The sequence below is a fragment of the Peptococcaceae bacterium 1198_IL3148 genome (genome assembly GCA_036763105.1).
Classification (GTDB): Bacteria; Bacillota; Desulfotomaculia; order Desulfotomaculales; family Desulfohalotomaculaceae; genus JBAIYS01.
In genome coordinates, this window is sequence record JBAIYS010000025.1 from 1 (window position 1) to 13881 (window position 13881).

The following is a 13881-nucleotide window of genomic DNA, read 5'->3' on the forward strand; positions in this document are numbered from 1 at the left end:
CCAATACCGTGCCAACTGCTTTATGTGGTGGTGCAGATAGGAGTGACAATATAGGGCACGTATTTGTTAGTACATTAAACTTACAACCGTCAATCAGTGTTTCATCCCCTTCAAATAATCCACCATTAAAGGTAGAAGGGACTTAAATTCAACTGGAAAATAGATGGTGAGAGCTAAAAACATGCTGGTGAAAGCATGTTTCTTTTGCATTTAAAGGGAGTGATGGGGGATAAAGAAAAATATGGTTTTTAATGGGTTAACTGATTAAGGAAGATAAGTTATTTCATGTGAATTATTGGAATAAGGAGGGAAATTTCTTGTGGAAGATTATTAAATATTTGTTAGTTGCTGTAATGTTTGTCAGCATAATAGCACCTATTAATAACGCCCATTTAACGAAGGCTGAGGGGGCTGCAGGTTGGGAAGATGTTCCGGGTGCAACTAATATATCTTTAAGTAGTGCAAGTAATGCTTTCCATTATATTTATTTTTTAAATGGCAACATTATAGAAGGTGTGTGTTGGCATGATACCGACTGGGAACATTGGGAAACATTGACAACTTATGAACCAGATAAATATCACTATAGAATTGTTGCTATTAATGAGAGATTGGCAGTTTGGAATATGCTTGATGATAATAAAGTAATAGCGTATATTTATCCTGGTAATAGTTATATGGTGGATGAATATTTAAGTTTTGGTTCGGGTCGCAATTCTCCTACCACATATGTTACTGTTCAGCGAGCGCTTAAAAACACAGAACCTAATATGTCAGTAACAAGTCCTTCAAATAATCCACCATTTTCTGCAGTTACAGGACACGATAAAATGACCATTTCAGGCAATGTAACCGACCAGGATGTGGGAGATGTGTTAAATATTTACTATCGAATAGATAGTGGTAGTAAAGTATTGCTTGTTGGGAACATTGAAGCTAATGGTACCAAACCATTTAGCAAAGATGTAACAGTAGGAAATCTGTCGGAAGGCGAACATACACTATATACTTGGGTAGAAGATAATAAAGGTGGTAAGTCTGAAGAAGTATCAAGAACATTTAGAGTTGATAAAACACCACCAAATAACTTTACCCCTGCAACCACGGCAGATAGCGCTACACAGATAACACTTTCTGGAAGCACAAGTGATCCTACTAATAACGAGGTAAAATCAGGGCTTCATTCTACCCCATATAGGTTTTACAGTAGTGCAACTGATTCATGGACTGGGTGGCTTAATAACACTTCAAGAGTTTTTGGTAGTCTAACGCCTAACACACAATACAACTTCAAAATGGAAGCCAGGGATACAGTGGGTAATGTTAAGCAAACATCTACAATAAACTGTTATACTTTGGCCCTTAACCCTGATGATGTAGTGGTAACTGGTACAACTAATGAAAGTATATCTATCAATATTATAAATAACGCAGCTAATGGTAATCTCCCGCAACACAAAATAGAAGTAAAATTAAAAGGTGCTGGTGCTGGTGGAGCTGCAGTAAGTAGTTCAGATTTCAACACCGGTACCAGTAGAACACTTACAGGTTTATCACCTGGTACGGAATACGAAGTTTGGGTAACTACAAGAAATGGTGATAATAAGCCAAATACAGCAAAAATTTATATAGACAGTATTTTTACTAATACCCCTCCGGAGCTTTTAATAAGTAATGCCGGAGAAGATCTAATTAGATCAGAAATAGAACCTTTTAATAACTTATCTATAACAGGCCAAGTGCACGACATAGATGGTGATAATCTAGTAATTTCAGCAACTATAGATGGGGTTCTTAAGACTTTTAATATTAATGAAGCACCAGTTAATAGCCCGGAGACTGATAACTGGGAATTAACCTGGGACGTTTTAGAATTAAATGAGGGAGTTTATAACAACATAGAAATTACTGCTGAAGATGGAGAGGGCAATATAGTAAAGCAAACTTATACAAGTAACATCAAAATTGATAAGACTCCACCACCAAAACCAAACATTAATGTATCTTCTAGTACTTGGACTAACCAAAACGTAACAATAAATATAACAGATATAGTTGACGATGGCCCCGCAGGGGTTGAAAAGGTTATGTACAGTATAGATGGTGGAAACAATTGGATAGAAAAAGTAAAAGATACTGACTTTACAGACTCTACTTTAAGTTTTGAAATATCCCAAGAAGGTCAATACCAAATATTGGCCAGAACCTATGATGTTGTAGGTCATATGAGTGAGTTGTCTGATGTAGTGGAAGCATATATAGATAAAACAGCACCAACTATAAGTTTATCCGGTATTGAAGATGGTATCACTTATTATGAATCTAAAAATCCTACTTATGAGATAAGCGATGAGGGCAGTGGCCTTGATAATGATGCAACGACAGTTACAGTAACATTAGATGGTAATGTCATACCGTGGATAAATGGTACTGAACTTACCGAAGCTGGTACCTATAACATTAAAATAGAGGTTTTTGACTATGCAGGTAATAAAGCAAATGTTGAATACACTTTTGCACTTGCTGCACCTCAAATACCAGTAATATCTAATGCTGAAGCTGTAAGTAATTCATCAATTATAGTGCAATGGTCAGATGTGATCGGGGCTAAAGGATACCATGTATATCGAAATAGTGAAGTAATCGAAACAACAACTGAAACAGAATACATTGACACGGATCTAGAGGTTAACACAATCTATGAGTATATGATAGAGGCTTATAACGATATTGGCACAACGAAAAGCGTAGTAGAGGCGGTTTACACCCATGCTAATTCGCCAAGTAATTTGCAGGTAACTGATGTAACCAATGATAGCATCACAGTAGCATGGGAAACTAATGAAAACCCTGGTGGAACTGAGTATAGGGCTGAGATAACTGATACAGAAAGCCATAATGAAGTAGTTGACTTTACAGCAGATATGACAAGCTATACCTTTGGTGGTCTAGTTGCAGGTAATCTATATACTATCAAGGTTAAGGCTAGAAACGGCGATAGCATTGAAACCGATGAAATATCCATCACTGAATATTCCGGAGCAGCAATGCCCGGGACGGTAACTTCCAGTGTATATGGATCGACGGAAATAGAAGTATCCTGGGAGATAGGTAATAATTCTTCTGCAGCAGAGTTTAAAGCATCTTTATATCAAGGTGGCGAAGAAGTACTAACCAGGGATTGGAACAACGAAACAACATGGAACATCACAGATTTAACGCCTAATACAGCCTATAAAGCTAAAGTGTGGGCCCGTTATGCAGGTGCTGTTTCGGTACCAAGAGAAGGTACTGAAGTAGTAACATTTGCTAATAAACCTACTAACTTACAAATTACAAACATAACTGATGATGGTTTAACTTTAAACTGGGAAGCTAATAACAACCCCGAAGGGACGGAATACTTTATCCGGTGTGTTGAAACTGGCCAGGAATATAGCTGGATAACTGCCACAGCAGCAGTATTTACAGGACTAACTACTGACCAAACTTATACCTTTGAGGTTAAAGCAAGAAACAGTGTAGGAGTAGAAACAGAAGTAGTTACTTTAACCGGCAGTATAGCAGCACCGGAATTAGGTAATGTAGATATTACCCCGGGTGATGAAATTGATAGTGTTAAAGTTATTCTTCCGGAACTGCCAGAGGGTGCAGTAAGGTATGAATATAAAATTCAGCAAGTGTCTTTTACCCCATGGCCAGTGTATGGTTCAATATTTGGCGGTACGGTATTTGACGATACAACAAGTATTCCGGTAGCAGCCGGTGATTATCTTGGCATTGCTGCGGTTACAGAAGAAGGTAATCTAATTGCTTTTAAAGAGATTTATATTACTGCAGATATGTTGCCACAGATAATTGCTCTTGCGGTTTCACCTTTAAACGCTAGTATTAAAACTGGTGAAACGGTACAAATTGATGCATACTTACGTTACAACAATGGGGTTAATGTTAAGGTGACCGACCAGGCTGTTTGGTCAGTAACTAACGAAACTGTGGCCACCGTAACAAATGGTTTAGTAACAGGTTTAGCAGTCGGAGAAGTGCAAGTGTCGGCTACCAATGCTGAGTGGACAGATATAGCAACAATAGAAGTTAAAAATCCGCCTAGCTTTGGCGGTGGCGCGCCTCGACCGGAGGAACCTGAAATAACTGAACCAGAGGATCTTGACGATGAACTAGATGATTTAATAGATGATGAAATAATTGAAGAAGTTATAGATGAGCCAATAGAAGATCAAAAAGAAGTAATTAGTGATAATCAAAGCAGTAATTCCCATGATAATAATGAGCCAGTTGTAAGTATACCACAAAATCCTGTACCACAACCCGAAGTAATAAATAAGCCTATTATATCAGGCACTGTATTTGGGCGGGTGGTAGATACAGAAGGAAACCCATTAGTAAACTTGCGTATTGAGTTGCACAGTAATCCAAGGATCACCTACACTGATTTGCAAGGTTACTACAGATTTGACGGTGTAGAATTGGGTAAACACACTGTTACAGTAAAAGACGATAGATATATAGCAGCTAAAAGTGAAATTGTAGTTAAACAGGGATTAAACGAAGTTACCTTTACCAATAATACAAATTCCAATGCAACATCTCTTGAATTAAGCGATAATAGCTATATGCAGCAGGTTAACTTTGTGTTGGTACCAAAGGAGTCAGTTGTTGAGGCTACTCCTATTCTGGGAAATAACGGTGACTCGTTAATCGAAAAGATACTAAATGCAAGCCCTGCTGTTAAAGCATCAATAGCAACAACTGCAGTGGGTAGTTCTATAGTTATATTATTAATGCCTTATCGCAGACGTCAAAATATTATTATAGAGAGAAACGGTAAGAAAATAGTTAAACTTCGGCAATCACCAAAACGTAATATAGTTATTAACCTAACTAGTTATATCCAAGAGCCAGGTGACCAGATTACTGTTAAGGTTAAGAAAAGTCTGGTTAAGAAGCTTAAGGACAGTACCATAGTACTAAGATATGTTTCGCGAGATATAGCAAGTTATAAAGTTGATGAATCTGTGCAATCAATCACTGCTAATGTTGATACGGATACGTTTATGGTTGATTGGGAAAAAACATCCTAAACCTTAAAGACCCCGTGGTATTAAATAAATTTAATACTACGGGGTTAACTTTTAAATTTTATCGAAGGAGGGTAGCATATGTTTTCTATGTTGCAAAATATGGTAGTGAGAAGGGTACTGGTGTCTGTATTAGCTTGTATAATTGGTATACCTCTAGCCGGTTTCTTTTTATTAATGGCATTAAACCAGTTAGGTGGGTTAATGGATTTAAGTCCGCTAAGTGTCAACCAGGTTGACACAAAGAACTTATTTCCTTTTATAAGTAGTTTTAGTTTTCCAAATACAATTAGTATAGTAATTGATAAAGTAACATTTTTACTAAAAAACATCTTGATAATTTGTGTTCCAGTATTAATAATTATACTAATCTGTAGATTATACTTTAGAGATAAGCGTTTAAAACATATGGAACAAGTTGAAATTGTATTAAGTCGTGATGATACTGCTGAACCTTTTGAGGTTATGACATTTTTTGATAGTTGCTATGCAGCATTAGTTACTCGTAATTTTTCAATATTTAAGGGACATGACCACATGCTATGGGAGATTATAAAAGAAGACAACGGAAACATTAGATTTTATATTGGTGCACCTAACTGGGCGATTAATGGTATCAAGGCTAGGCTACAAAGTACTTACCAAAATATCACGTTTACTTCAACTAATAGAATAACAAGTGATTATGATGTACGGCAACAATTTGGTTTAGCCCGCAAGTGGATATATCCTTTAAGAAGCCTTAGAAATTATCAATCATCTATAACAGAATCTTTGGTTTCGGTTTTAGCAGTTGAAAAAGATAATGTGAGACTGCAGTTTTTGCTTACACCAAAAGGATTAGGTTTTCAAAAGAAAGTAAAGCTTATGCAGAAAGCATATGAACAAACTAATATTGTTGAAAAATTACAAGATAAGTCTGATACCGGTATGGGATATGTAGAGGATAAAGAGCTTAAAAGTGCTTTGGAAATCACGGGTAAAGGTGTATTTAGTACAGAAATCAGGTTATGTTGTGATTCCTATGAGGCTACAAAATCAGTCGCAGGTGTGTTAGGAGAGGCTAGTGGTGAGAATCGTTTAATCCAACCAGGAGTTATAGGTGGAACTATATTAAGATTAAATAAGAAGTTATGGTTAAGGTGGCTGAATTTAAGGATGCCATCTATTTTATTGTTTAGAAAGTGCATATTATCAAGCTTTCACTTAGCAACTATAATTCATTTACCTTCTGTAAGAGTAAGAGTTGCAAATTTAAATCGAGCACCAATACGAAGGGCTGCAGCTTCAATGAAAATATCACGGGATTCTAAATATGCCATTATGAAAGATGAAAATGGGCCGGTAGGTATACTTCCGGAAGACAGAAAATATAATAATTTGCTATTTGGTACCCAGGGTGGTGGTAAAAGTACCGTCATTGAAAGGCTGGTTTATTCGGATGCTCAAATTTTAGAAAAAGCCCAAGTAATAATCGACCCTAACAATGATATGGCCAAAACTGTTTTGGGTTTAATACCGCCAAGTAGGAAGGTTATATTTGTTGATGCTTCAGATGAAAATTGCCCCTGGTCAATTAATCCCTTTAAGCATTATTTATCTAAGGATGTTTTAGTAGATAACCAAATTAGAACATTTATTCAGAAATGGGGACAGAGTGCTATAGGCCCAAAATCCGAGGAGTTTTTAGCAAATACAATGTATGCGCTTTTAGATACCCAGAGCAACTTTACATATTTAGATGTTTTTAGAATGTTAGTTGACCAAGATTTTAGGGATCGAGTAATAATGGACATTAAAGATCCATTTCAAAGGATGTACTGGACACAGACGTTTATTCCAATGCAAGAAAATAATCCTAAAGCTTTAGAAGAAAGGTTACAAGCACCACGAAATAAGTTAAATCGAATATTAAGCGTAAAACTTGTGAATCGAATTTTAACTGGCCCTAATCCAATAGACTTTTATAAAGAGCTACACGATGAAAAAGCTATTATAGTAGTGAATTTACCAAAGGGGCTTATTGGTTCGGAAAATGCTTTTTTAATTGGTATTTGGGTAATTAGCGAGGTTTGGAATGTTATTCAAAGGCAGTCGGCATTAGCACAAGAAAAAAGGGTTAAGATCAGTATCATATTGGAAGAATTAAAGAATTTGCTTTGTGATGATCTGGAAAATGTTCTTTCTGAAGGCCGTAAATATGGCGCAGAGACTACAGTGGCATTTCAGCACTATGAACAGATAGATGATGAAAAATTGCTTTCAGCAATTAGAACTTTGATTCAAAATATTATTTTGTTTAGAACCCAAGAGGTTGAAGATGCAGAAAGGTTTACTAAGCTATTTATGCGATTGTATTCAAATATGATTCAAGTTAATGATGATGTTCAGGACCGCATAAATTTTGGCCCGGATGATATATTTAATATACCTGTTTATCATGCAATATGTCGCTGGATGGTTAAAGGAGAACCCCAAGCGCCTTTTGTTGGTAAGACTATGCCTGTTGATGATCTCTATAGATCAGATTGGGCTGAATATCATATAAGTAGACAACACGAATATGCAAGTAACTTATAACGGGATGCAGTGTAATAGCTCTCCCGTTTTATTATTTTTATACTTATTATGAAAAGAGGTATTAGATATGAGCGGATATGTATTTACTATTCCCCAGTGGAGTAAACCTAAAAAACCTTCAGGTAACGTTGATAACTTGCTAAAAAGGAATGACTTTAAACTTCAGGAACGAGATTTAGATATATTGGAATTTTTCTTAAATCATCCCTTTGTTATAACTGAACAGGTGGCAAAGCTCTTTTATAATCACTGTGCAAAACCAACTCAAAACGCTTCAAGAAGGCTAAAAACTCTTTATGATATGGGGTTGCTATGGAGAACTAGACCCTTTGTGAGCAAAGGTAAAGGTACACATCAATATATTTTTTGTATTACAAAACTGGCTTACAACTTGATTACCCAGGTAAGAGAACTTGATTATACCGATGAAATAAATTTTCAGGAATGTGACAATGTAGTAGAGATGTCACGTATTGCACACGAATTAGAGCTTAATGAATTCTGTATTGAACTTATTCAAAAAGCTAAGGAAAAAAATCTTGAATTTAATTGGTCAGGTACTAAACGATCATGGCAAAAGATAACTCCTAAAACTCCTGGTAGTAAGGGGTATGTTATTTCTCCGGATGCAATGATCCGAGTGGATAATAATATTTATCATATTGAGTATGAAAGGTATTGCGACAAAGACAATTTTTATAAAAAGTGTATGAAATGGAAGAGGTACCGGCAGGATCGGGCATGGAAAGAATTATACCCGAAAGAGCCTATTATTTTAGTGGTTGGCAATAAAGCAGCTGGCGAAGTTGTAGGGCATTATAGGCGTGTAAACTCTATAGATCAACTGATACCCATTGCTAAAAGTTGCAATATGGATGATATTTTATTTTTATATAATGAAGATTGGCGCAAAGGAATTTTCGATGCTTACAATGTACAAGAAGAAAAGATTAATCTTTTTGAAATCAAGGAAATGGATATTTGGTCAAAAATATCAAATGTACAGTAAATGATTACTCTAATCAATTTTGGAAAAGTGTGATTCGTGAAGGTGATCTTAAGGCTATTCATAATATATAGGGAGGAATAATTATGTTAAATAAAGTTATATTGATCGGTAGACTAACTAGAGACCCCGAACCACGTTACACCACAAGTGGTGTAGCTGTAACCAGGTTTACGTTGGCAGTTGATAGACAATTTTCTAACAGTCAAGGTGAGAGGGAAGCTGATTTTATTGATATAGTTACTTGGCGAAAGATAGCCGAAAACTGTGCTAACCATCTTGGCAAAGGATACTTAGTTGCGATTGAAGGGCACTTACAAATACGCTCATATGATGACAACCAAGGCATTAGGCGTAAAGCCGCCGAAATAGTTGCTGACAATGTACGCTTTTTAGACCGTGGAAAAAAAGGTGGGAGTAATTCCTCAACAGCACAAGATAATGATAGTGCCTCTGGATTTGCCAGCGAAGTTAGCTTTTCGGATGATGTTCCGTTCTAAAAACTTTCTGGCCAAAAGGAGAGTGTATACAATATACATTCTCCTTAAAATAACCTTGCTCTGAGGTGAGCGAGCCTGGGGGGAAGTTTGAAGGGGGGAAAGCCCTTCAAGGTCTTACATAATCATAAATAAAAAAAATCCCGCCCTTTACGGGTGGCCTGGGCCGGGTACACTAAAAAAAGGCGGAGAGATCTAAGAGTTTATCTTGCCCCTCGGTTCGCTTCGCCTGAAAAACCTTTACCCGGCCCAGGTCGGGCCCCGTCAAGGGAAAAAAGGGATTTATTTTATTTTCCACTATAATGATATTGCTAGGAGTTGATAATGATTAATCATGAAGATATAGTAATAAATTTAAAGGCAGCTATTAAAGATGAAATTGAATGTAAAAGGGCATCAATGAGGACTAAAAAAAGAAATGGTGTATTTCTTAAAGATGGTAGCTTATTAAGAAAAACAGGGGATCAGACCATATATTTGTTTAAGCTTGAAAAGCCTGTGAATTTGCCTAAAGATGTACCAGGTTATTTGTTTGTTGGTAAGGTATCATACCCGGGTAGTGTTGTTTCATTAACTGAAGATGAACTTTTATGGTGTTCAGCACTTGAAATTAAATTAGATAATATTAAAAGTTGTTATATAGTTGTGAAGGATGATTCGCTGCTGTTGGCCATGCACGATAAGTTAGAGGATATTTTTAAAAATAAATTTTTTCATAACCAGGTGTTAGTAGAAAAAATCTTTTGCGATAAGGATATTAAACTTGGCCGTGATAATTGTTCACAATATTTAAGGGTTCCGCAAAATTTAAATGTTGAGCAAGAAGAAGCATTTAATCGAGCTGTGGCCAGTGAAGTATTATTTATTTGGGGTCCACCTGGTACTGGCAAATCAAAAACCTTAAGTGCAGTAGTTGATACGTTGTACCGGAGGGGTAAAAAAATCTTGTTGGTATCTCACACCCATGCTGCAGTAGATAGTCTGTTAAAAAAGGCTATGGATTACTTTACTCCGGAAGAAATTAATAAAGGGGTAATTATGCGCTATGGTGCCGGTGAAAATAGTGAACTGGACAAGATTATACCAGGGGCAATAATTAATAACAGGATAAAAATATTAGTTGAAAAGTTAGATATTGCAACTGAAGAAAAAGCTAAACTGGATAATCGTTTAAACAGATTAAAGACGGTATTACCATTGTTGCAAGAACTAAACGTACTAAATGATAAGAAAACCAGGTTAGAATGTCAGAGCAGTGAATTAAGAAGTGTTATAAGTATTAAGGAAAAAAGAATTGATGAGTTAACTTGTGCAATTGTGACGATAGAAGATCAGTATAATGCCATAGCTGGTAAGTTAGCTATTTTCAGAATATTCTATCATATAAAACAAAAATTATTGGAAAGAAACAGGGTATCTATCAATGCCAAATTAGATGAAACACGAAATAATTTGCAGGATTTAAAGGGGCAATATAGCAGCCTGCAATTAGTGACAGAAAATGTTATTTCCACTATAAAAAAATGCGAGGCTATGTTAAATAGAGATAATTTAAAAGATGTTAAAGCAGTTCAAATTCAAGGTGAAATACAACAGCTTGGGAACAGGATCAGGGAGCTTAATTCGTTAATTACAGATTATCAAAAACAGATCAACCAGGTTGAAGATAAGATATGGAAAAATAACAAAATACTTGGAGCCACACTTACTGCTGCAGTATTAAACTCTCAGATATATAAAGGTTACTGGGATACAGTGATTATTGACGAACTCAGTATTGCCACCTCATATACTGTTTTGTTGGCCGCGGGATTTGCAAGAAGGTCTGTTATTTTATGTGGGGATTTTTATCAGTTATCACCAATAGCGGAAGGCAGGTCGGAGTTAGTGAGTACCTGGTTAAAGAGTAGTGTTTTTGACATAAAAAAGATTACACAGAAAATATCTGCCGGCGTTGAAGTTCCGGAATTGGTAATGTTAAAGTACCAGTACAGAACGCATCCGGTTATAGCTGATAGCATTTCTGAGTTGGTTTACAAAGGTAGGTTATTAAATGGTTTACCAAGTGATCATGAGAATTTTAAGGGCAGAAATGGAGAACCACTACCAGGTGAGCCTTTAATACTGATTGATATATCAAAGGCTGCAAGTAAAGCAGTGCCACCAAAAGAGGGTTCAGGGTCTTTAATGAATAAAACTTCTGCCAATGTTATCGCTAATATTGTTAGGGCTAATTTGGAAAGGGGTTATGAAAGTATAGGAGTTATTACACCTTTTCGGGCACAATGCAATCATATAAAGGAGCATTTAAAAAAGATTATGCAAGATCCTGGTGCTATACCGGTGGCCACGGTTCATAAATTCCAAGGGTCTGAGAAGGATATAATTATTTTTGATTTGGTAGAGGCTGGTATTAGTAGGGTTTCTAGGCTTACGAAAGGTGAGCATGGTACCGAGGCAATGCGATTAATTAATGTGGCTGCTACAAGGACTAAAGGAAAGATGATTGTAATAGCAGATGTTAGTTTTTACCGAAGAAAATTGGGAACCCAAGACATCACCAGGCTATGGCTAGAAAACATTTATAAAAGTGCTAGAGTTATAGATTGGGAAGGTGTAGTGTCAAGCATAAAGGGTTAAAAAAAAGTGGTTAACATTTGTTATATGGCAGAAGGATTTTCCATTTAATTGTCGAAGAATATTAACTCTAGGGATGATAAAAAGGAAAAAAGCACCTACTAGGTTGGCCGCCCGCAGTGCTTTTCTCCGCTACATCACCCATTACCCAGGGTCTTTAAGACTCTTTTGGATAACGGCTTATTGTTATTTTAAAAAAATTGTTTTTAGTGATAATCGGTTGATTAAGTTGGTAGCTTATTCAACCACTCAGTCCTTAATCAGTTGGTAGCTGTTAAGGACAACCCAGCGCAAAAGGAGAACCTAAAAAATTTAATAAAGGTTTAACTCCAGACAGGTCTAATATAATTCCCATTTTTTGGAAAAAGGTTAGGCCCAGGGTTTTTTGCGCCCTTTTTTAAGAATATAACACAAAAAAAATTATAATTCAAGTTTTTTAAGATTATTATTGAGATTTTTAAAAAATTACTTTTAAGGAGTTAATAATGACCAGTCAGAAAGAAATTTTAGATATAGTTAAATTTTTCTTAGAGGATCAACTAACTGAAAAGCCAAAGCGTTTGCGAGTTGTTGGTGCTAAAGATAATGATAGAAAAAATGATTTAGGTTATGTATTTACTGCCGAGGTTGATGTTGTGGGCGAGTTAACTAATCATAAGTCTTGTCGGACGTATAGCACATTAAAACATCGTCTATCTAACTTTTTTACATCTTACTGGACACCGAATACTTTTTTTCACTGGAAGTACCGGAATAAAGAATCCTTGCGCTGGATCAACGCCATAGTAGTTGATATAGATAAAAAGATACCTATTGTTGAGTTATTAACTTTGATAGATGCTGCAGGACTGCCAGGGGCTACTTTAATAAATCGTACTCCAAGCGGTGGCTGGCATGTGTATTGGAAGATTGATAGAGTTAGGGCTTTCAGTGGGGCCTTGAAGCAGTATGAAGATATTACTAAGACTATAGCTTATTACTTAGGTGCCGATGATAATGCTTTGACGGCTGAAAGGTATTTCCGTGTTCCTAAAGATGTACAGTTTTTTTCTAAAGAGAACAGTTATGATTTTGAGACACTTATTAACTGGTTAGCTACTAAAGATGTACCAGCAACTGCAGAGAAAAATTATGGACAGTTAAAGTTTATATCAAAAGGTATCTTAAATCATCCGGCAATCAGAAAGTTATTAAAGGGTGTTGAAGAAGGTAAAAGGGACAATACAGCTTTCACATTAGCTTTAGTTTATAAGGTAGAAGGTTACAGCAAGGAACAAACGTTACAGGCGTTAGAAGCGTGGAATGTCAAGAACACTCCTATGCTTTCTTATGCCCAATTACGATCCAAAGTTAAAAGTGCTTTTAAATCAAAGTATAAAGGGCCTAAATCTAGTTATGTTACTGAACTTAGTGGCATACCTTTTACTTATCGTGTAATTAAAAATGATGAGCATCCAAAGGAACGAAAGCGTAAGGAATACGTTAAATTGTCCACTATTAAAAGTGCAATAATTTATGCGCTTAAAAAGGTTGGTGGCCAGTTATCTATCAGTCAATCAAAACTAGCAAAAGTCTTAGGGGTATCTCTGCGCTCTTTACAGAAAGCTATTTCAGAGTTAAGAAGAAAGAATAAATTAATCAGCATGAGTACAGGAACTGGCAAAAGCACAGTTACTGTATATAAGTTATGCACTAATAGCGGAAGATATGAATCAAAAGAGATTCAATTAGAATTATTCCAAAACCTACAAATCCCTTTTTTAACGCAAATCCTATTACATATGGATGTGGTGGTGGGTGGGAATCCATTCCCTGATTCTATCTCTGTTTTATTATGATTAGTATAATTAAGTGTCAACCAGGTTTACACTAACCTTTGGATATCTGTAACCACTGTGGGTATGTGGGCAGGTCATGCGTCAGCAAATGAGCTGTCCATATATCCACAGGATGCACCGGTAAAAAGTTGTGAGTGTCAACCAGGTTTACACTTTTATTTTATATTATATCTGGTTTGATATTAATTTAAACATGGTTATGGTGGTGTAATCTATTTTTATCT

The 13881-nt window shown here is 36.1% G+C and carries 6 protein-coding genes; all 6 read left to right on the plus strand.

The window, feature by feature from the left end; genetic code table 11:
* Positions 1-317: 317 nt before the first annotated feature.
* Positions 318-5102, plus strand: coding sequence for a fibronectin type III domain-containing protein (locus tag V6C27_14570; protein MEG6617617.1), 4785 nt, complete (start codon positions 318-320; stop codon positions 5100-5102).
* Positions 5103-5180: 78 nt separating this feature from the next.
* Positions 5181-7679, plus strand: a complete 2499-nt coding sequence (locus V6C27_14575; protein MEG6617618.1) for a TraM recognition domain-containing protein — start codon at positions 5181-5183, stop codon at positions 7677-7679.
* A 67-nt stretch (positions 7680-7746) separates the two neighbouring features.
* Positions 7747-8688: a replication-relaxation family protein gene (locus tag V6C27_14580; protein ID MEG6617619.1), complete on the plus strand. Its 942-nt coding sequence runs from the start codon at positions 7747-7749 to the stop codon at positions 8686-8688.
* Between the two features lie 83 nt (positions 8689-8771).
* Positions 8772-9185: a single-stranded DNA-binding protein gene (ssb, locus tag V6C27_14585; GenBank protein MEG6617620.1), complete on the plus strand. Its 414-nt coding sequence runs from the start codon at positions 8772-8774 to the stop codon at positions 9183-9185.
* Positions 9186-9506: 321 nt separating this feature from the next.
* Entirely contained in the window at positions 9507-11822 is a 2316-nt protein-coding gene (locus tag V6C27_14590) for an AAA domain-containing protein (protein ID MEG6617621.1), read from the plus strand.
* A 482-nt stretch (positions 11823-12304) separates the two neighbouring features.
* Positions 12305-13657: a primase C-terminal domain-containing protein gene (locus V6C27_14595; protein MEG6617622.1), complete on the plus strand. Its 1353-nt coding sequence runs from the start codon at positions 12305-12307 to the stop codon at positions 13655-13657.
* Positions 13658-13881 lie beyond the last annotated feature (224 nt).